Here is a 19,890-nt window from a genome sequence, read left to right as displayed (position 1 = left end):
TAGGGCTAAAAAAAAGTCATTTCGAAGAAAAAGAGTTTCTTATGAGATAAAGAGCACTCAACTTCGTTCGAAATGACAATTATAAGTATGGGTGACGGTCTAATTTTAATTATTTAGTCACCATTTGCTATTTTACATATACGCTTCAATAGGAGCACAACTACATACTAAATTTCTATCACCATACGTTTCATCTACACGACGTACACTTGGCCAAAATTTATTTTCAGCAATGTATTCCAATGGATAAGCTGCTTTCTCTCTTGTATAAGGTAAACTCCAAGTATCAGCAGTTAACATTGCTAAGGTATGCGGTGCATTTTTTAGAACATTGTTAGGTTCTTCTGCTGTTGCTTCCTCAATTTCTTGACGAATGGCAATCATGGCATCACAAAAACGGTCTAGTTCCGCTACATCTTCAGATTCTGTTGGTTCTACCATTAAAGTACCTGCTACTGGGAAAGAAACCGTTGGAGCATGGAAGCCATAATCCATTAAACGTTTTGCAATATCTGTAACTTCTATACCTTTTGCTTTAAATGCTCTACAATCTAAGATCATTTCGTGAGCGGCTCTTCCTTTTTCACCTGAATATAAAATAGGGTAGTGTGCTTCTAAACGTGCTTTCATGTAGTTGGCATTTAAAATCGCATATTTAGTAGCATTGGTTACACCTTCAGCTCCCAACATACAAATGTAGCCATACGAAATTAAGCACACTAAAGCAGAACCATAAGGTGCTCCAGAAATAGCAGTAATTGCCTGTTCTCCACCAACTGCTACAAATGGATTGCTTGGTAAGAATGGTAATAGTTTTTCGTTTACACAAATTGGGCCTACTCCAGGACCTCCACCACCATGAGGAATAGCAAAGGTTTTATGTAGGTTTAAGTGACAAACATCGGCACCAATAGTAGCAGGATTGGTTAATCCTACTTGAGCATTCATGTTGGCACCATCCATATATACTAAACCGCCATTATCGTGAATAATTTGAGTAATTTCTTTAATGGCACTTTCAAATACACCATGTGTAGAAGGATAGGTTACCATTAAACATGATAACTGATCTTTATATTGATTTGCTTTTTCTCTTACGTCTTCTACATCAATATTGCCATTTTCCATGGTTTTGGTTACGATAATTTGCATGCCTGCCATTGCAGCAGAAGCAGGATTAGTTCCATGAGCAGAAGCCGGAATTAAACAAACATTTCTTTCTTTGTCTCCACGTGAAAGATGGTACGCACGAATTGCCATTAAACCAGCATATTCTCCTTGTGCACCTGAGTTAGGTTGTAAAGTGGTACCTGCAAATCCAGTAATCACACTTAATTGGTGTTCTAATTTTTTAAGCATTTTAGTATACCCTTCCACTTGATCTAATGGAGCAAATGGATGAATAGTATTCCAGTAAGGCATACTTAAAGGTAACATTTCAGCTGCAGCATTTAATTTCATGGTACAAGAACCTAACGAAATCATAGAATGGTTTAAAGCTAAATCTTTACGCTCTAATTTTTTGATATAACGCATTAAACTCGTTTCAGAGTGGTATTTGTTAAATACTTCATGAGTTAAAAACTCTGATTTACGGTTCAAATGCATTGGGTAATTATTCTCTAATGCATATTCGCTCACTTCAAATGCTTCTTTACCTACAGCTTCAGCAAAAACGGCAATCACTTCATTCACATCTGTAAATAAAATGGTTTCATTTAGAGAAATCGAAATTGTTTCTTCGTCTATATAATAGAAATTGATTTCATGTTTTTCAGCAATCGCCTTAACTTTTTTAGCATCTGCTTTGACTACTAAAGTATCAAAGAAAGCGGTGTTGGTTTGGTAAACGCCTAATTTATTTAATGCCTCTGCTAAAGTAGAAGCCATACCGTGTACTTTGTCTGCAATATACTGTAATCCTTTTGGACCATGATATACCGCAAACATACCCGCCATAACAGATAATAATACTTGAGCGGTACAAATATTTGAAGTCGCTTTTTCTCTTTTGATATGTTGCTCCCGAGTTTGTAAAGCCATTCTTAAAGCTCTATTGCCATTTGCATCTTGAGAAACACCAATAATTCTACCTGGCATGGAACGTTTGTATTCTTCTTTGGTAGCAAAATAAGCAGCATGTGGACCACCATAACCCATTGGTATACCAAAACGTTGTGTCGTTCCTACTACTACATCAGCTCCCATTTCACCTGGAGGCGTTAATTTTACTAAAGATAATATATCAGCAGCTACGGCAACTTTTATTTCTTTTTCATTGGCTTTCGTTATAAAATCAGCATAATCATACACCTGACCATATTTTCCTGGATATTGTAAAATAGCACCAAAGAATTCATTTGAAAAATCAAATTCTTGATGATTTCCTACGACTAATTCTACACCAATTGGAGTAGAACGTGTTTGTAAAACAGATAAAGTTTGAGGTAAAATTTCTTCGGAAACAAAGAATTTACACACATTATTTTTCTTTTGGTCACGAGAGCGTACATCAAATAACAAAGCCATTGCTTCTGCTGCAGCTGTACTTTCATCTAATAAAGAGGCATTTGCAATTTCCATTCCTGTAAGTTCAATCACCATCGTTTGGAAATTTAAAATTGCTTCTAATCTTCCTTGCGCAATTTCTGCTTGATAAGGAGTATAAGCGGTGTACCAACCTGGGTTTTCAAAAATGTTTCTTTGAATTGCAGGAGGAACAATCGTTGGGTGATATCCTAACCCAATATAAGATTTAAAAACTTTGTTTGTTCTACCTAATTGACGAATATGATTAGCGTATTCATATTCCGTCATGATATGTTCCAATTGTAAAGGCTGTTTTAAGCGAATGTCATCTGGAATAGTTTCATAAATTAGTTGATCTAAGGTTTCAACACCTATGGTTTCTAACATTTTAGGTAAATCTGTCTCTCTTGGACCTAAGTGTCTTAAAGCAAATGAGTCTGTTTTCATTTATCCAAATATAAAGTATGTGAGTTGTGTTTTAATAACAATACTACCTTCAAATACAATTAAAAAAAGAGTATCATTATTTCCTGCAAAAGTAATTATTAATGTTGTAATTTTTTCCTAAATTAAATTGAAAATTTGTGATTTTTTGAACAAATGACCTATCTTATTAACACATTCGTTATTTTTGTTCTATGAAGTATTTTAAAAACCTTCTCGATTTTTATATAGAAAGCAGTCTGCATGTGGCTTTGGCAGTATATGCTTTACTACGCATCACTTTTTTAAAGTTAAACATTCCCTATAACGAAAATGTAGCCTATTTTGGATTTTTTGGAACAATAGTAGGTTACAATTTTGTCAAGTATGATGATTTAGCTAGAGTTAAAAAGGTGAAGTTGAATACCATGTTTAAAGCTATTATTGCATTAAGTTTTGTTTCCTTTTTAGGAGCTTTATATTCCTTCTTACAATTAAAAACAAAAACAAAGTTTATAGGTTTTGTCGCATTAGGCCTCACCATTTTGTACACTTTACCTTTCTTTCCTAAAAAATCTAATTTGCGAAATTGGAGTGGTGTAAAGATTTACTTAGTAGCGATTGTTTGGGTTGCTGTAACCGTTTTTTTACCTGTATTAAATGGAAATTATAGTTTTGATAGTCTCGTTCTTTTGAAAAGTATACAACGGTTTATATTTGTTTTTGTATTGATGTTGATTTTTGAAATAATAGATTTGCAGGTAGATGCTAAAAATTTACAAACTATTCCGCAACAAATAGGTGTTAAAAATACCAAAGTGTTGGCTTATTTTTTACTATTACTATTTCTAGCTTTAGATTTCTTAAAAGAGAACGCTACCCAAAAACATATACTTGCAACTTTTTTAATTGCCACTTTAATTTCGGGTTTTACTTGGTTTGCCAACCCCAAACGAAATTCCTATTACACCAGTTTTTGGGTAGAAAGTGTGCCTATAATATGGTTGTTAGTATTGCTTTTACTTTAATTTTTTTGGATACATCTAAAATAAGTTTGTAACAAGATGTGTTTCTATTCGTCCATGTGGTATAAAAAATATATACCATCATGCGTTTTCTCTATACCTTATTTTTACTAGTTCCTATATGGGATGTGTTTTCACAAACTGACGATTCTAATTTTGTACAAAAAGATAGCTTACTTTATATAAGTCAACAACCTAGTAAAGGCTTTTTTAATGATTATATTTTATTTATACCGAAAGATACCCCTTTAAATAAAAAAATAGTTCTATTAGTTGAACCTAATAATACAGGGAAAACTTCAGATACTATAGAAGTTCATAAAAGATCTGCCGAAGACTTAGCTACAAAGAGTTCCGTTGGGAACAACATAGCAACCTTATTGAAAATTCCTTTATTAGTTCCTGTTTTTCCAAGACCTACAGCTGAAGCTTTGATGTATACACATGCCTTGGACCGAGATGTAATTTTAGAACAAACTCCAATTTATAAAAGATTAGACTTGCAGCTGTTAGCGATGATTAAGGATGCAAAAAAAATTCTAGAAATGAATAAAATAGTTGTAGATGAAAAAGTATTTATGAATGGTTTTTCAGCATCAGGTACCTTTGTAAATCGGTTTTCATTTATTCATCCAGAAATCATAAAAGCTTTAGCTATTGGAGGTTTTAATGGCGAATTAATGTTGCCTTTAAATACCATGAATGCAACTATTTTAAATTATCCCATTGGAATTTCAGATTTTCATAATTTATTTTCTAAGCCTTTCAATGTAAAGTCCTACCGTACAATACAACAATTTGTATATATGGGTAAATTAGATGAAAATGATGCTGTACAGTTTGATGATGCTTACAGTAAATCTGAACAAAAAATAATAAATCAAAATATAGGTGCTACAGTATATCAAAGGTTTTTAAAATGTCAGGACATTTATAAAAGTCAAAGTCTACATCCAATCTTTAAGTCTTATGAAGATGTAGGACATTGGACTACCTCTGAAATGAATCTTGAAATAGCAAAATTTTTCTTTAAAATTTTACATTCTAAAATAACTAGTCAGTAATTTTTTTCGTTCTCTTAAATTTAAAAGAGCGAATAATTGACTAAGTATTGTTGATATATAATGATACAATCTTAAGATTCGTCTTTAGTAGTGCGAATTAAACTAATTCCAGAACTGAAAAAAACCAACCCTAATACACTATAAATAATTAAATTTCTAATTGCTTGATTGCTCCCGCCACCTGTATTGCTAAATACAACTCCAGCATATATTAGTGCACTAATTCCTAATATCGTTAAAACGGCTCCAAATATTCTTTTTAAGTTCATAATTTTTGAATTTAAATTAAAAATTGTTTGAGACAAATTTAGGTCCACTGTCTAAAATTGCTCTTATATCATTTTCTTGTAGTGTTGCAACTTTACCATTTCCTGTATGACATTTCGTTATAAAACTTTGGAAGAAAAAATATACTACTTTTAACTAAAAATTAAAGATTTGTAAGAAAGAGTACGTATTTATACGTAGGAATTATGTAAAAAATACGTGTAATTACGTATTGACAAACCATTATAAATTTTATTATCTTTATAAATGTTATACATTCATACTATTTTTTGGATTGTATAATATTTTGATAATTAATAATTTATAGTTGCTTATGCTAAAAAAAATACTTTTAATAATTGGTTTAGTTGTGCTCTATTCTTGTGCATCTAAAAAAGAAAAACTAACTTTTTCAAAATTCATAATTAGTGATGTTACTGGTCATACTGAAATTAAAGTTGAAGAAAATGGCACTATATATATAGGTGAGAATCTCATTGGGGTTATAGATAAAGAAGGAATGATAAGTACCAAAAACGGTACTGTTTTAGCTGAGGTATTTGAAGATGATGTAATTTTAGATGGAGAAGGTAAAATGTTAGTTTCTATAGACAAGAAAGGATCGGTAGAAAATAGTGAAGGCGAATTTATAACTTGGTCAAATGAAGGTGAACTCTTAAAAAATGATGAGCCTTTAGGTTTAAGTATCTTTCCTGCTGATGAAAACTCCTACCAAACGGCATCTTTATTACTTTATTTACACCTTGCGATCAAATAATGCAATACTAAAACAATTTTAATAGAGAATATTAGGTAAGAAGAAATTAACCATTAAGTAAATGAAAATGAAAAAAATTAGTTGTATAATTTTATTTGTTGTAATGGGAATTGCTTGTGAAGATAATGAATCGGGAAAATTGTCTTTTACTAAATTCAAAATAACCGATGCAAATGGTCAATCGATATTAAAAGTTGACGAAAAAGGTACCCTTACAAAAAATGGAGTTCATGTTGGTTTTATAAAAAAAGTGGCATTGTAGAAGACAAAAAAGAACGAATAGTTTTGCAATTAGCGGAAGGAGCTTCTTTGTTTGTGGATGGAGAAGGAAAAGAAGTAATTGAGATTGATAAAAATGGAACTTTTTTATCTTCATCTGGAGAAATTATTCACTGGAATGATGCAGGAGAATTGATGAGAGGTGATGAAAATACAGGAATTTCAATTTATCCTGTTGAAAAAGAACTCTTACAATTTGCATCTGTTTTATTATATATCCATTATGTTATTTAGTGTAACTTGTAGTATAATAAAATCTTTTTTACGGGTATTTTGTTGGTAATCAAAATTTTAAAAAATATTTTTTATCCATTTAGATCATAAAAATTTTTTTATAAAAAACGATTTTGTATTTTAGCAGTCCCAAATCTAACAAATACACCTATGAAAAAAAATCTACTAGCCCTACTTGGGTTTGTTTTCATTTTCTATGTACAAGCTCAAGAATCAGATGTTTCCATTAAATTAAAGCAAATTACTAGTATTGAGACCAATACAAAAACGGGAGAATATATTACTAAGAAATATACTTTTCAGGATGGAAAATTAGCTTCTATTAAAACTTCAGATATTATTCAATCGTTTTTTTATAATTCTAATGGATATTTAGAAAGAACAGTACGTGAAAATGAAATGAGCGGTTGGAAAGAAGTAGCGACTTACGAGTATGATACGAGACATAATTTAATTAAATATGTCAATGAATACGAAGAAGGAGGAAAAAGTGTAACCAAAACGATTACCTATAAATATGATGGTAATAAAATTAGAGCGATAACCAAAAAAAGCAATAGTCCTTTAAAATTTGTGCAATGGATTGATTATACACTAGAAAATGGAAGAATAGTCAATGAATCAGAACGCGATATTAACGAAAAAGTAATTAGTAATAAACGAATTGATTATATAGAAGGCGATTTAATTGCTTACAAAGGCGTTTTTGGTGACCGCTCTACAGATAGTTATGATTATGACGATAAGCAATCGGCAATGCGATTAGTTGTACAAAATGTATTTGGGAAAAATTACAAAACCATCGTTACTTTAATTGCACCCCACGAGAAAGAATTTCCTTTAGAAAGTATTTCGTATCATAATTTTTTAAAATTTTCATCGACTACACCTTCTAAAAAGGAATATCAGTATACCTATACCTATAATGAAATGGATTATCCCAAAACTCATGTTGAACATACAGGACTTCTAAAAACCATAGTAAGTTATGAGTATGAGTAATAAAAAAAGCGCCATTTTCTAAATAGCGCTTTTTTTATGGAGTTGCTTTACATTTTATATTCTAAAAAGAGTCCCATTATTTTTACTGTAAATGAAGAACAGGTATTTTTTATATGAGTCTAGGTGATTGTACTTATTTGTAAATCAGTTATTTGTGCGCTAGTGGTTTCCAGTGTTTAAAAGTAATTTTACCATGTAATATTACAAAAGCATAGGTGAAGTTCAGAAATCACATTAAAAAACGAGGCGTAACCTGAAAAGCCTTACGAGTAAGGAAACAAATAAATACAATTATGGATAACGCATCTCTTCCAAGTTCAACCGCAGGGTTATACAACACACTTTGCGAATCATTACATTTAAGCAATCAACAATTTCAATTAATTCAAGGTGTTTTACCAGTACAAACAAGTGCATCAGGAGTTTATAACTTTGTAGACGGAATACCTCCAGAATCGGTTTCAACATTGTATACTAGTAATCCTGTGAATGGATTAAACGGTAATATGCAAATCGTTATAGGTGGCGCTATTCCTGGATTTTTAAGTAAATTAGCAGAAAATAACTATATGAACCCAAAATATTGGGTAGATGGAAATGTAGCTGTTGATCCTATTTATTCCCCAGACTTTGCAGATTTATATAATCAAGTTAATAATGGTTCTTCTGCAACAGTTAGTTTTGATTCTGCAACAGCTAATAGTGATATTAGTTCATCATGGGCTAAAAGTACAAGTTCAGCTGGTGTTGGTTTTTGGGGAACTTCATCGAGTACAGTTTCAACCCAATTAAATGAAACAGCTTCATCTTCTAGAATAACGGTTGATATCACTTTTGATAAATATGCTTATTTACAAGTTAGAGCTGGTGGTTGGTTTACACAAGGTTTTTTTACGGATCAATACAAAAATGTTTCTAAATGGACTGATGGACAGGAAGCTTGGGATAAAGTTTTTGGACCAAAAGGTTCTTGTCAAACAATTGCCAACCAAGTTTTGCTAGTAAACGGTTATACTATTACAACAACTTCTCATGCTTCTTATTCAGAATATGATTATTCACAGATTGTTAGTAATAAGAATACAAATGTTTGGCCTTTTTATACTTCTTCTTCAAGTTCAATGGCTACACAAACACATACGCATAATGCTGACGGATCAATTACTACAACAATCACATGTAAACCAGGAAGTTTGCAAATTTTTGGGATGGGAGTTATTCCAACAAGTGTTGCAATGGGTGGTGTTTCAGATTCTAGAATGATTTAATATTATTTTCAATTTTAAGAGAGCATATTGTTTTTCTACTATGCTCTCTTTTTATTGGTGAATGTGAATTCGTTTTAATTTAATAGAAAATAAATAGTTATGATAAATACATACGAACAATACATTATAGATCATATAGCGTCTAGTTTGTCTATAGATGATAAAAACTTAAGATGGTTTCCTTTTTTTCCAATACTTCCAAATAACGATTGTGATTTATTTTCTTTATTTGATGTTGTACAAAATGAGCGTTTTTTTGTTGAAAAAAATAGTAAGCAAAAACAATTTAGTGCAATTTATGGAGAAATATTGCAAGCTCAAAAGACATCTTTCGTAACAGATATTGCTAAGAAAAATTACATCAATAAAGAGAATTGGTTACAATGCAATACTACCTATATTCCTTATTATAGTCCGAATTTGAATCAAATAAATACAGCAATTGCTAATGGAGTGTCATATGATTTTACTTTTGATTCGTCAAATTTCACTTTTAATGAAAACGATAAAGTTCCATTTTTTTCTAGTTTAATAATACCTGCAACTTCGCTAAAGTTAGATAATGGGATTAAACCAATTAAATTTGTTTTTAAATTACATTTTGATAAAGTAGCTCTTACGCCTATACAATATGGAAACTGGTATAGTAGTGCAGCTTTTACAACCGCTTATAAAAATCAAAATAATTGGAATACAGAATCAGGCTTAATCACTTGGGATAGTCTATTTGATACGAATGGTATTTTGAATTATATTACTACAGGAGTTTTAGTAGCTTCAGGAATGGAATTAAAGCTTCAAATTGTTGGAGATTACAAAGAAGAACATTTGGAAAGTCTAAAATACAATTCATACAATTTAGATAATTCCTTTTGCCTGAAAGCTGAAAATTCAAATTTTGAAAAGAAACTGGATGAGGAAAACAACTTGATTGTTAACATTAGTTCTGTTAAAAAAAGTATTTTGATGTTAGCACTTCAGGTTGAAAAAACACAGCAATTAATGAGTTAAAACAACTCTTTTGTTCTTTTTTTCTGAGGCGTCTTTTAAAAACGTATTTCTATAAATTATAAAATTTATCAAGTGCTTTTTTAAAAAGAATTTGTCAAATAACTTTCCAAAAATGCCATAAGGGGTTTCGTATTCTAAAATATCTTGCATTATCGTTATTCCATTTTGTTCTTCAAACAAATGTGTATGTTTAAAAGTTTTAAAATGGCCTTTTAGTTGTTCGTCTATAAATGAAGAAGGATACCTCATGCTGCTTATAATGCTTTGATACTTAATATAAATGCCAAAATGTTTTCCTTTCCAAGTTACTATTTCTCCTAACTCGATTAATCCTGAAGTTCTGCCAGCAATAGCTTTCTCTTTTGTTTTGGATGCCGATTGTTGATGTATATCAATGTTTCTTGCCATATCAAAAACAATGTGACAAGGTGCTTTTATTTCGGTATATAGCTGTAGTGTGGTCATTATTTTACTAAATCTGAAATTGTTTTTTCTAAGGTATCAAATTGAAACTGAAACCCTTCTTGAAGTAATCGATCCGGAATCACATTTCTACTTTTTAATACCAATTCCGTTTCGGTGCCAATAATTTTTGCTCCTAATTTTAATAGGGGAGTTGGAGTAGGAAAACCAAAAGGTATCCCAAGACTTTTTCGCAATTGCTTCATAAATGTTGTATTTGCTATTGGTGTTGGGCTTACAATATTAACAACACCAGTTAATTGATGTTCCAAAATATATGCTACAGCGCTAGCAAAATCATATTCGTGTATCCAACTAATATATTGGTTGCCTTTTCCTTGTTTGCCACCTAATCCCAATAAAGCCAATCGTTTTAAAGGTACAAATGCGCCTCCTTTTTTGCCTAAGACAATAGAAGTTCGTAAAGCTGTTTTTAAGGTATTTTTAATAGGTACTTCAAAAAAGGTTTGCTCCCAAGTCTTGGCCACATTCATCGAAAAATCTTCTCCAATTTCACCATTACATTCTGACATTTGTTTGTCTTCTGAATGTCTGTAAATGGTGGCTGTTGACGAATTTAACCAATGTTGAGGTGGCTTTTTACAGCTCAGTACGGCAATATTTAAAATGGCAGTACTATCAATACGAGAATCTAAAATCTCTTTTTTATTCGCTTCCGTATAACGACAATCTACCGATTTTCCAGCCAAATTAATTAAAGCGGTTGCGTTTTCTAATTCGGTTTCCCAACCGGTAAGCGTTTTAGCGTCCCAATGCACATACTTTATGCTATTTTTAACTTCAGATTTTCCACGTGTTAACACCACAATTTCATCGCATGTATGTTTGAAATAACGAATTAAGACGTTCCCTAAAAATCCAGTTCCAGCAGCTATAACTATTTTTTTCATCTCTATTTTTTCTCTACTTTAAGAAGTAATTTATACAAATAATACGTCATGATATTGGGTAAAAATGTCATGAAGATAAACTGCAGAGGGTCAGTGTGTAAAATAATTTTGAATGATAAAACAAGAATAATATTTGGAATAGTAATACTCCAATACCATACTATTTTTGATTTAAATTCTTGTTTGTTTTCTTTGTAAATTGTTGTGGTTAATATAATTGCAGTGAAAACTTGAATTATTGTCATGATTGCCTGTCCTAGAAATCTTCCATAACACGTTAAATACATAAGAAAGCATATTATCATTCCGAATTGATATATTTTTTTTAGACTAATCCACATGATTATAAAAATAAAATTAAACCTAAAATTATTAGACGATACAAAATCCACGTTAATGTTAGGTGTTTTGGTAATTGTAAGAGGTTGATTCTTCTATAATGTTCTAGAATCATAAGGTTTACTGTTATTGCAAACCAACCTAGAGCAATGTATTCATGGAAAACTACAAATTGATTTAGAATAAGTATTGGAAGTAAAAGCAAACTTCCCATTATAGAAACAGTAATTAAATTTCCGATATAATGGAGTTGGTCTTGTTTGTTTATCTTACGAATAAAAAGATATTGAAAACCAATTTGCCCTAGAGCTAATGCTAGTTCTTTACCAAAATGAGCATATGGTATGAATGGTACTAATTTGGCATATTGAAACAGTATAATGGCTGTAAATAAAGTGGCTAAAACAATATATAAAATGCGATAAGAAATATTGAAATCAGGGGTGCACTCTAGCTTATTTGAACCGTTTTTTTTGCTTGGAGCTATTACTTTTCGATTGTAGGATATGAATTTGTATAGCTTTTTTAAGCAGAAATTGATAGGTTTCCAATTCCCAACTCTTTGAATCCAAGGAAAAGAAGTGCCTATTATTTGTAATAAACTATCTATTCCATAGAAAACGGTGTTATTCGTAGTGTCTACTAATGCAATTTCATTTTTCGCTTTATCAATATCTATATAGGTTTGTTCTTTATCAGTTAACGTAACAAACGCTTTCCGTCCGTTTTGATCGAGCATGTTGGCTTTGATGAACCCAGCAGTGTATAAGTTGCACATGGGACAATCTTCATCATAGAGTAATGTGTGGTTCGTTAAGGTTTTCATAATTCTTTTTTTTTAAAACTTTCAGAAAAAATTGAAAGTTAGAATTAAATTTTTTTAAATTATTTCTTCATTATTTTAACTACTAATCTAGCTAACCAATTGTCTTTGTATTCGGTAATTTTATCCAAAACATTATCGGCTTTTAAAACAAAGTCATAAAGTTTAGTGGTTTGCTCTACAAAATGTTTTTCTTCTTCATTTTGACTAGCTTCAATAGAAGAGACTTCTTTTAAAACTTTTAGAGCGGGTTTGATTTCTCTTTTACTTCTTTCTTTAGAAATTTTTACGGCTAGTTCATCTAGATCTTTTTCTGCTGTAAAAAATTCTCTTCTTTCACCAGCTTTGAATTCTTTATATACGATTCCCCAATCCATTAAAGCACGAATATTCATACTCGCATTTCCACGAGAAATTTGGAGTTGTTCCATAATATCTTCCATAGAAACTGGTTCGTTGCTTACCATTAATAAAGCATGTATTTGAGCCATAGTTTTATTAATACCCCATTGTGAACCTAAGGCGCCCCAAGTTTGAACGAATTTATTTTTTGCTTCTTTGTATTCCATTATTAAGTGAAAGACTATTTGACGAAACAAAGATATGTAAAAGTTTTTAAACTTTCAAAAAAAAATGAAAGTTTGTTTTGGCATAGTATTTGGTTTTATACTTATACTAACAAATAAAATAATGTATTATGAAAGCGATTAGTATAAAAAATGAGACGAGTACCAGTATTAAATTGACAGCAATTTTATTTTTAATTTTTGCCTCATTATTTACCGTTAAGAGTAACGCACAAATTTCAATAGGAGTAAGTATTAATGCGAATACCAATCGTGCTTACACTCCGCAATATAGACATGTACACACTGCACACTGTGGGCATTATGAACCTGTAGAATACTATTACTATCCAGAAATTGAAGTTTATTATGATAGTAATGCATCGGTTTATATTTATTATACTTCTAATGGATGGGTGAGATCTAGATATTTACCAAGTTATTGCAATCATTATGATGTAAGAAGAGGATATAGAGTTGCTTTAGATTATCATGGAAATAGGCCTTATAGATATTTTGAGGATCACAAAAGAAAGTATAAAGCAAAAAAACACTATCATAATAACGGAAAACATAAAGGACATAAAGGACATAAAAAACATTAAAAATAACTCTTGAACATGTTTTTTGAAAACGAATCGCCTCAATTGGTGGTTCGTTTTTGTTTTTAAGAACTAGTTTTTGATTCTCGTTTTAATTTTTTTCTGAGGATTTCTTTTCGTTCTTTATAACGCATGTGGGTGTAATGATGCTGAATCGTGTTGATAAAACTCAAAATCATTCCAATACCAATTATAATATACAATACGGTAAATAATTTGCCTCCATCCGTTTTGGGAGCAAAATCTCCATAACCTATTGTGGTTAAAGTCACAACAGAAAAATAAAGTGAGTCTACAATACTCCAACCTTCTAAATAATGATAGGTAAGTGTGCCTACTAAAACAATCATTATCGTGGTGATGAGTAAATCTCTGTATTCATCATCTTGCAAAAATGAAATTAAGGTTCTGTAGAAAAACATAGTCTTGTTTGTTTAGATTTCTAAAGTACAAAATTTTATTAATATTTATGATTTGTTTAAGAAGATTAGGAGACCAAAAAACGTAATTTTGAGATAAAAATAAAAGTATGAAAAAGTTTTTAATTTTCTGCATTATGGTTTTTTTAGTGCAACATAGTGCTTTTGCGCAAAAAAAATCCAATTCATCTAACGATAATAAGCAAGCTATGAAAGAAAATATTTATCAATTTAAAGTAGAGGATATTGAAGGCAATATCTTTGATTTTGCTTCTTTAAAAGGTAAAAAAATTATGGTAGTAAATACTGCTTCAAAATGTGGACTAACTCCACAGTATAAAGATTTGCAAGCATTATATGATAAATATAAGGATCAAAATTTTGTTATTGTAGGTTTTCCAGCTAATAATTTTGCTTCCCAAGAGCCAGGAAATAATGAAGAAATTGCAACTTTTTGTGAGAGAAATTACGGTGTTACCTTTCCTATGATGAGTAAAATTTCTGTTAAAGGTGATGATATGCATCCTTTATACCTGTTTTTAACTCAAAAAGAAAAAAATGGAGTTGAGGACAGTGACGTTTCTTGGAATTTTCAAAAATATTTAATTAATGAAAATGGGGAAGTAGAAAAGGTTATTTCACCTAAAACATTGCCTACCGATGCTAGTGTGGTTAATTGGATTGAAAATAAAGGGTAATTTTAAGGGTGTAAAAGGAGTTGCATTATAACAGAATTTAACCAACGATCAAATTTATACCATGATTGTTCAATTATTCCTACAGTTGTAAAACCCGCTTTTTGATGGAATAGTACACTGTTTTGATTTTCGGAATCAATTATTGCAATCATCGTGTTTTTGTTTTGTTTTTTTGCCAATTGTATTAATTCTGAGAGTAGTATTTTACCTATTCCTTTATTATGGTATTGGTTGGAAATATATACAGAATGTTCAATTGTAAACTGATATGCAGGACGCATTCTAAATTCGCTATAATAGCCAAATCCGACCACTTCATTATTTATTTCTGCAATGAGTATTGGAAAACCTTTTTTAAGTTTGTCTTACAATTGCTGTATTTGTTCCTCAAGTGTTCTTGGAAGATACTCATATATATTGGTAGTGTGATTAATATTGTAATTCACAATTTCCAAAATGGAAGAACAATCTTGGGTTTGGTATGGTCTTACGTTAACTTGCATACTTGAAATAAATTATTGAAGTAAAATTATTAAAAAACACACTAACTCTTTACCTTTGTCAATCAATTTATCTGTTCTATAAAAGAACTTTACTGTAAAGATTTGATGGTACCAATAAAATATCCTAAAATTCCTTTAGCTCAAAGTCTGATAGCAATTTGTAAAGCAAAAGGGCTGAAACATATCGTTATTTCTCCTGGTTCAAGAAATGCACCCTTAACCATTGGTTTTGCTAGTAATCCTTATTTTACTTGCTACAGTATAGCTGATGAACGTTGTGCGGCTTTTTTTGCATTAGGAATCGCACAACAATTAGAAGAACCTGTAGCAGTTGTTTGTACTTCAGGTTCGGCTGTTTTAAATTATTACCCTGCTGTAGCAGAAGCTTTTTATAGCCAAATCCCTCTAGTAATAATTAGTGCAGACAGACCACATGATAAAATAGATATAGGTGATGGGCAAACCATTCGTCAAGAAAATGTTTTTTCCAATCATATTATTAGTAGTACCAATTTAACTGAGGAAGTTTCAGATGAAAATGATATTGCCATCCAAAACGCACTACATCTTGCTGACAGTGAAAAAGGACCTGTGCATATTAATGTTCCTTTTGAAGAACCTTTATACGAAACTGTTGATGCGCTATCTGTTGAAACGAAATGGATTTCTTTTGATGATGAAATAAAACGAAATTTTCAGCTAGAGAATCAATTTATTAACCAATGGAAAAATAGTAAAAAGAAATTGATCTTAATTGGTGAAAATAAACCTAGTGTAATTCAAAATGAAATTCTAGAGCAATTGGCAGCAGATGCTTCTGTGGTGGTAATGACTGAAAAAACTTCTAATCTGTATCATTCAAAATTTGTTTCTAATATTGATACTATCATTACTCCATTTACTGATGCAGAATTTTCATTTTTTCAACCGGATATCTTAATTACTTTTGGAGGTATGGTTGTTTCAAAGCGTATCAAAGCTTTTTTAAGAAAATATAAACCAGCTGCACATTGGCATATCGATGAAAGGAGGGCTTATGATACTTATGGATGTTTAACGCAGCATTTCAAAACCAAACCGGATGCTTTTTTTGAACAACTTTTAGAAAATTATACAAACACGATTAGTGAGTATGATCTAAAAATGCAAGAAATTATTTCATTAAGAAGAGTTAGAACAGCTGAATATTTGAAAAATATTCCTTTTTCAGATTTTAAGGTTTTCGATTCTATTAGTAAAAAGTTACCTCATAATATACAATTACAAATCAGTAATAGCTCGGCTATTCGTTATTTACAATTAGTCGATGTTGATCCTTCTATAACTGTTTTTTGTAATCGTGGCACGAGTGGTATAGATGGAAGTACTTCTACTGCTATAGGTGCTGCTCGAGTTCAGGAAAAGCCAACTTTCTTTATTACGGGTGATATTAGTTTTTTTTATGATAGTAATGCGCTTTGGAACAATTACATTCCTAAAAATTTCAAGATTATTTTGATTAATAATGGAGGCGGAGGTATATTTAGAATTTTACCTGGACACGAAGAAAATAACGTATTTACTACTTTTTTTGAAACCTCTCATCGATTGAATGCTAAATATTTAGCAGCTATGTTTCACTTTAATTATCATTGGGTTGATAATGAAGTAGATTTAGAAAAAACATGGTCTCTTTTTATGCACTCAAATGACCAGCCTAGTTTGCTAGAAATTAATACTCCAGAAAAATTAAACAATAAAATTTTATTGGATTATTTTAAATATTTAAAATAAAATTATATTTTTATGTAAGAATTAATCGTTTTTTTATGAAAATAGGTTAATTTAAAAATCTACAAACAAATTAAAACAACAGAATTATGAGTAAAAGAGATGAATTAATTACGAAGTACGCAGCTGATTTAAAAGAAAAATGCGGTGTTACTCCAGACATGGATTTATTAACCAAAGTAACTATTGGTTGCGGACCATCTATTTACAATGCTGATTCTTCAACAGTATCTGGATCAGATGATAAAGAATTGGCAACTGTTAAAAATAATTTTTTAATCAAAAAATTAGGTTTGAAAGATGGACCAGAATTAGAAAAAGCAATTGCAGCAGTAATTGATCAATATGGGAAATCCAATAAAAATAAATATAGAGCTGTCTTTTATTATTTGTTAACGAAACATTTTAAAAAAGAAGCTGTTTATAAATAAAGTATAACGTTTTAACACAATCCCGATTCAATCGGGATTTTTTTTGCATTTATGTTAAAATTAAAAATTTTCTAAAATCGAATTCTTACTTTAGCAATTCAAATTTCAAAAAATGATTTCAGAAGAACAATTTCAAAAAGAATTAAATATAATTATTGAGAATGCTATAAGGGAAGACGTTGGAGATGGAGACCATAGTTCGTTGGCTTGTATTCCTAAAGACGCAAAAGGAAAAGCAAAGTTATTAGTTAAAGATGAAGGGGTTATTGCTGGAGTAGCTTTTGCCGAAAAAGTATTTGCTTATGTAGACCCCGAATTAGAAATCCAAACTTTTATTAATGATGGTGAAAAAGTTTCTCATGGAGATGTTGTATTTCATGTAATGGGGCGTTCTCAGTCTATACTTAAGGCAGAGCGATTGGTTTTGAATGCGATGCAACGAATGAGTGCAATTGCTACTAAAACAAAATATTTCGTAAATTTATTGGAAGGTACTTCTACCAAAATTTTAGATACTAGAAAAACAACTCCAGGATTACGAGCGGCTGAAAAATGGGCAGTTAAGATTGGAGGTGGAGAAAATCATCGTTTTGCACTTTATGATATGATCATGTTGAAAGACAATCATATAGATTTTTCAGGAGGAATTACATCAGCTATTGAAAAGACGAAAAAATATTTAGAAGAAAACAAAAAAGATTTAAAAATAATTGTTGAAGCTAGAGATATTGCTGAAGTAAAAGAAATTTTACAAAATTCTGGAGTATATAGAATTTTATTGGATAATTTTACTTTTGAGATGACGAAAGAAGCAGTAGCTTTAATTGGAAGTACTTGCTTAACAGAATCTTCAGGTAATATTAATGAAAACACAATAAAGCAATATGCAGAGTGCGGAGTAAATTATATATCTTCCGGAGCATTAACGCATTCTGTTTATAATATGGATTTAAGCTTAAAAGCCTTTTAATGTCTGAAGCAATAGAACATAAATTAGATAAAATTCCAATCATTAAGCAGTTAGTTGGTTTTGGGAAAAAAATTACTTTTTCTTCTTTGGAAGGTTTGTCTTTGTACGATATAGTTGAATTATATGTTCTAGGGATATTAAAAGGAGCCTTTTCTTACAGGGCAAGTGCAGTAGCTTTTAGTTTTTTTATGGCATTATTTCCATTTGCATTATTTATTTTAAATTTAATTCCTTATATTCCCATTGAAAATTTTCAAGATGATTTTTTGTTCTTTGTAGAGAAAGGAGTTCCGCCAAATACCTACGAAGCTATTGAGTTAATCATTAAAGATATTATGAATACCAGTTATAAAAGTTTGTTGTCCTCTGGTTTTATTTTGTCTATTTTTTTGATGACTAATGGAGTAAATGCGATTTTAGGAGGTTTTGAAATGTCGACACACATAACCATCACAAGAGGTTTTTTTAGACAATATTTTATTGCTTTAGCTATTTCAATTGCCTTGTCGTTAATTTTAATTATTACTGTGGCTTCAATTGTAATATTTGAAGTAATTATTCAAAAGATAAAATTACAAGGATTAATAAGTAATGATGTGCATTTGATAGAATGGGGAAGATATTTATTTGTTATTTTAATGATTTTAATTACGACTTCCATTTTATATAAATTTGGTACAACTGAAACAAAACATATATCATTTATTAGTTATGGAGCCGTGTTTACAACCTTGCTTATAGTGCTAACTTCCTTTATATTTGGGATTTATGTGGAAAAATTTGCAAGATATAATGAGCTGTACGGATCAATTGGCACGCTTCTTGTTTTAATGTTTTATATCTGGATAAATTGTATGGTTCTTTTACTCGGTTTCGAATTAAATGCAACTATTAACAAATTAAAAAGAAAAAATTTATATATTTAACAATTATTTAATGAATTTAAACTATGAGAAAACTTTACCTACTGCTAACTTTAACATTATTACCCCTTGTTTACACAAGTGCTCAATCGAAGTTGTCTGGTGTTAGTGTTTATGAAACTTTATCTTTTGGAGGCAACCGTTTAGTACTTAATGGTGCTGGTATCAAAGAAAGAATGTGGATTGATATGTATGTAGCATCTTTGTATGTGCCTACAAAAACAACCAATGCGGATCAAATCATTAATAGTACAGAACCAGCAATTATTAAAATAAATGTGGTTTCTGGATTATTAAAAGCAGAACGAATGAAAGAAATGTTTGATGAAGGATTTCAAAATTCTATGAACGGAAGTACTGCAGCTTTAAAAGCGGAAATAGATAAATTTATTTCTTTTTTTGATAGCACAATGAAAGAAAATGATGAATTCATGATTGTTTATAATCCTAAAACAGGAATTACAGTTTTTAAAAACAGTGTGAAACGTGGTGTGATAGAAGGTCATGATTTCAAAAAAGCTTTGTTTGGAGTTTGGTTATGTGTTAAACCCGCAGATGAAAAGCTTAAAAAGGCAATGCTAGGTTTATAATTT

The 19,890-nt window shown here is 30.6% G+C and carries 23 protein-coding genes and 1 pseudogene; 15 read left to right on the top strand and 9 right to left on the bottom strand.

Going from position 1 to position 19,890, the window contains the following annotated elements:
* Positions 1–132 precede the first annotated feature (132 nt).
* The gene (gene gcvP, locus FHG05_RS01925; RefSeq protein WP_140996313.1) at positions 133–2,976 is read right to left on the bottom strand and encodes an aminomethyl-transferring glycine dehydrogenase; all 2,844 of its coding nucleotides are present in this window, start codon (positions 2,974–2,976) and stop codon (positions 133–135) included.
* A gap of 191 nt (positions 2,977–3,167) precedes the next feature.
* On the opposite strand from gcvP, the gene FHG05_RS01920 reads away from it, so the two are divergent.
* Both FHG05_RS01920 and FHG05_RS01915 read left to right on the top strand, forming a co-directional pair.
* Positions 3,168–3,980, top strand: a complete 813-nt coding sequence (locus tag FHG05_RS01920; protein WP_140996312.1) for a UbiA prenyltransferase family protein — start codon at positions 3,168–3,170, stop codon at positions 3,978–3,980.
* An 80-nt stretch (positions 3,981–4,060) separates the two neighbouring features.
* Positions 4,061–5,041, top strand: coding sequence for a hypothetical protein (locus FHG05_RS01915; protein ID WP_140996311.1), 981 nt, complete (start codon positions 4,061–4,063; stop codon positions 5,039–5,041).
* A gap of 71 nt (positions 5,042–5,112) precedes the next feature.
* Here the strand turns inward: FHG05_RS01915 and FHG05_RS01910 are convergent, their stop codons facing one another.
* Positions 5,113–5,310, bottom strand: a complete 198-nt coding sequence (locus tag FHG05_RS01910; protein WP_140996310.1) for a hypothetical protein — start codon at positions 5,308–5,310, stop codon at positions 5,113–5,115.
* Between the two features lie 332 nt (positions 5,311–5,642).
* On the opposite strand from FHG05_RS01910, the gene FHG05_RS01905 reads away from it, so the two are divergent.
* From FHG05_RS01905 to FHG05_RS01880, 6 genes are all read left to right on the top strand, one after another.
* A complete protein-coding gene (locus tag FHG05_RS01905) occupies positions 5,643–6,086 on the top strand; it encodes an MORN repeat-containing protein (protein WP_140996309.1) in 444 nt (147 codons plus the stop codon).
* Positions 6,087–6,153: 67 nt separating this feature from the next.
* Positions 6,154–6,348: a hypothetical protein gene (locus FHG05_RS01900; RefSeq protein WP_140996308.1), complete on the top strand. Its 195-nt coding sequence runs from the start codon at positions 6,154–6,156 to the stop codon at positions 6,346–6,348.
* Between the two features lie 23 nt (positions 6,349–6,371).
* Positions 6,372–6,599: a hypothetical protein gene (locus tag FHG05_RS01895; protein WP_140996307.1), complete on the top strand. Its 228-nt coding sequence runs from the start codon at positions 6,372–6,374 to the stop codon at positions 6,597–6,599.
* 150 nt (positions 6,600–6,749) lie between these two features.
* Positions 6,750–7,601: a hypothetical protein gene (locus FHG05_RS01890; RefSeq protein ID WP_140996306.1), complete on the top strand. Its 852-nt coding sequence runs from the start codon at positions 6,750–6,752 to the stop codon at positions 7,599–7,601.
* Positions 7,602–7,894: 293 nt separating this feature from the next.
* Positions 7,895–8,869 (top strand): hypothetical protein, encoded by a 975-nt coding sequence (locus FHG05_RS01885; RefSeq protein ID WP_140996305.1) that lies wholly within the window; start codon positions 7,895–7,897, stop codon positions 8,867–8,869.
* 99 nt (positions 8,870–8,968) lie between these two features.
* The gene (locus FHG05_RS01880; protein WP_140996304.1) at positions 8,969–9,880 is read left to right on the top strand and encodes a hypothetical protein; all 912 of its coding nucleotides are present in this window, start codon (positions 8,969–8,971) and stop codon (positions 9,878–9,880) included.
* Here FHG05_RS01880 and FHG05_RS01875 read toward each other — a convergent pair.
* Genes FHG05_RS01875 through FHG05_RS01855 form a run of 5 tightly spaced genes read right to left on the bottom strand, consistent with a single transcriptional unit; the run spans position 9,869 to position 12,984 of the window.
* A complete protein-coding gene (locus FHG05_RS01875) occupies positions 9,869–10,345 on the bottom strand; it encodes an SRPBCC family protein (RefSeq protein WP_140996303.1) in 477 nt (158 codons plus the stop codon). The two genes, FHG05_RS01880 and FHG05_RS01875, sit on opposite strands and share 12 nt — an antisense overlap.
* Positions 10,345–11,253: a TIGR01777 family oxidoreductase gene (locus tag FHG05_RS01870; RefSeq protein ID WP_140996302.1), complete on the bottom strand. Its 909-nt coding sequence runs from the start codon at positions 11,251–11,253 to the stop codon at positions 10,345–10,347. The genes FHG05_RS01875 and FHG05_RS01870 overlap by 1 nt, the downstream gene beginning before the upstream one ends.
* A gap of 2 nt (positions 11,254–11,255) precedes the next feature.
* Positions 11,256–11,540 (bottom strand): hypothetical protein, encoded by a 285-nt coding sequence (locus tag FHG05_RS01865; protein WP_140996301.1) that lies wholly within the window; start codon positions 11,538–11,540, stop codon positions 11,256–11,258.
* Positions 11,541–11,596: 56 nt separating this feature from the next.
* Positions 11,597–12,418 (bottom strand): DCC1-like thiol-disulfide oxidoreductase family protein, encoded by an 822-nt coding sequence (locus FHG05_RS01860; RefSeq protein ID WP_140996300.1) that lies wholly within the window; start codon positions 12,416–12,418, stop codon positions 11,597–11,599.
* A gap of 59 nt (positions 12,419–12,477) precedes the next feature.
* A complete protein-coding gene (locus tag FHG05_RS01855; protein ID WP_140996299.1) occupies positions 12,478–12,984 on the bottom strand; it encodes a GbsR/MarR family transcriptional regulator in 507 nt (168 codons plus the stop codon).
* Between the two features lie 128 nt (positions 12,985–13,112).
* Here FHG05_RS01855 and FHG05_RS01850 point away from each other — a divergent pair, with 128 nt between their 5' ends.
* Positions 13,113–13,586 carry a hypothetical protein gene (locus FHG05_RS01850; RefSeq protein ID WP_140996298.1) on the top strand — a complete coding sequence of 158 codons (474 nt, stop codon included), beginning with the start codon at positions 13,113–13,115 and terminating at the stop codon, positions 13,584–13,586.
* A gap of 62 nt (positions 13,587–13,648) precedes the next feature.
* Here FHG05_RS01850 and FHG05_RS01845 read toward each other — a convergent pair whose 3' ends face one another.
* Positions 13,649–14,005, bottom strand: coding sequence for a potassium channel family protein (locus tag FHG05_RS01845; protein WP_140996297.1), 357 nt, complete (start codon positions 14,003–14,005; stop codon positions 13,649–13,651).
* A 107-nt stretch (positions 14,006–14,112) separates the two neighbouring features.
* On the opposite strand from FHG05_RS01845, the gene FHG05_RS01840 reads away from it, so the two are divergent.
* Complete coding sequence (locus FHG05_RS01840; RefSeq protein ID WP_140996296.1) at positions 14,113–14,700, top strand: glutathione peroxidase; 588 nt, start codon at positions 14,113–14,115, stop codon at positions 14,698–14,700.
* A gap of 2 nt (positions 14,701–14,702) precedes the next feature.
* On the opposite strand, the pseudogene FHG05_RS18565 reads toward FHG05_RS01840, so the two are convergent.
* Positions 14,703–15,044, bottom strand: a pseudogene (locus FHG05_RS18565) (N-acetyltransferase family protein); the annotation flags it as partial.
* Between the two features lie 273 nt (positions 15,045–15,317).
* On the opposite strand from FHG05_RS18565, the gene menD reads away from it, so the two are divergent.
* From menD to FHG05_RS01810, 5 genes are all read left to right on the top strand, one after another.
* The gene (gene menD / locus FHG05_RS01830) at positions 15,318–16,976 is read left to right on the top strand and encodes a 2-succinyl-5-enolpyruvyl-6-hydroxy-3-cyclohexene-1-carboxylic-acid synthase (RefSeq protein ID WP_140996487.1); all 1,659 of its coding nucleotides are present in this window, start codon (positions 15,318–15,320) and stop codon (positions 16,974–16,976) included.
* 86 nt (positions 16,977–17,062) lie between these two features.
* The gene (locus FHG05_RS01825; protein WP_140996295.1) at positions 17,063–17,404 is read left to right on the top strand and encodes a DUF2853 family protein; all 342 of its coding nucleotides are present in this window, start codon (positions 17,063–17,065) and stop codon (positions 17,402–17,404) included.
* Between the two features lie 112 nt (positions 17,405–17,516).
* Positions 17,517–18,374, top strand: coding sequence for a carboxylating nicotinate-nucleotide diphosphorylase (gene nadC / locus FHG05_RS01820; protein ID WP_140996294.1), 858 nt, complete (start codon positions 17,517–17,519; stop codon positions 18,372–18,374).
* On the top strand, positions 18,374–19,300 hold the full coding sequence (locus tag FHG05_RS01815; RefSeq protein WP_140996293.1) for a YihY/virulence factor BrkB family protein: 927 nt from the start codon (positions 18,374–18,376) through the stop codon (positions 19,298–19,300). The genes nadC and FHG05_RS01815 overlap by 1 nt, the downstream gene beginning before the upstream one ends.
* A gap of 23 nt (positions 19,301–19,323) precedes the next feature.
* Positions 19,324–19,887 (top strand): chalcone isomerase family protein, encoded by a 564-nt coding sequence (locus FHG05_RS01810; protein ID WP_140996292.1) that lies wholly within the window; start codon positions 19,324–19,326, stop codon positions 19,885–19,887.
* The last annotated feature ends 3 nt before the right edge of the window (positions 19,888–19,890 follow it).

The sequence above is a fragment of the Flavobacterium profundi genome, assembly GCF_006491645.1.
In the GTDB taxonomy this organism is placed as follows: domain Bacteria; phylum Bacteroidota; class Bacteroidia; order Flavobacteriales; family Flavobacteriaceae; genus Flavobacterium; species Flavobacterium profundi.
The sequence above is the reverse complement of the archived record's forward strand: the minus strand, read 5'-3'. Positions and strand labels throughout refer to the sequence as shown.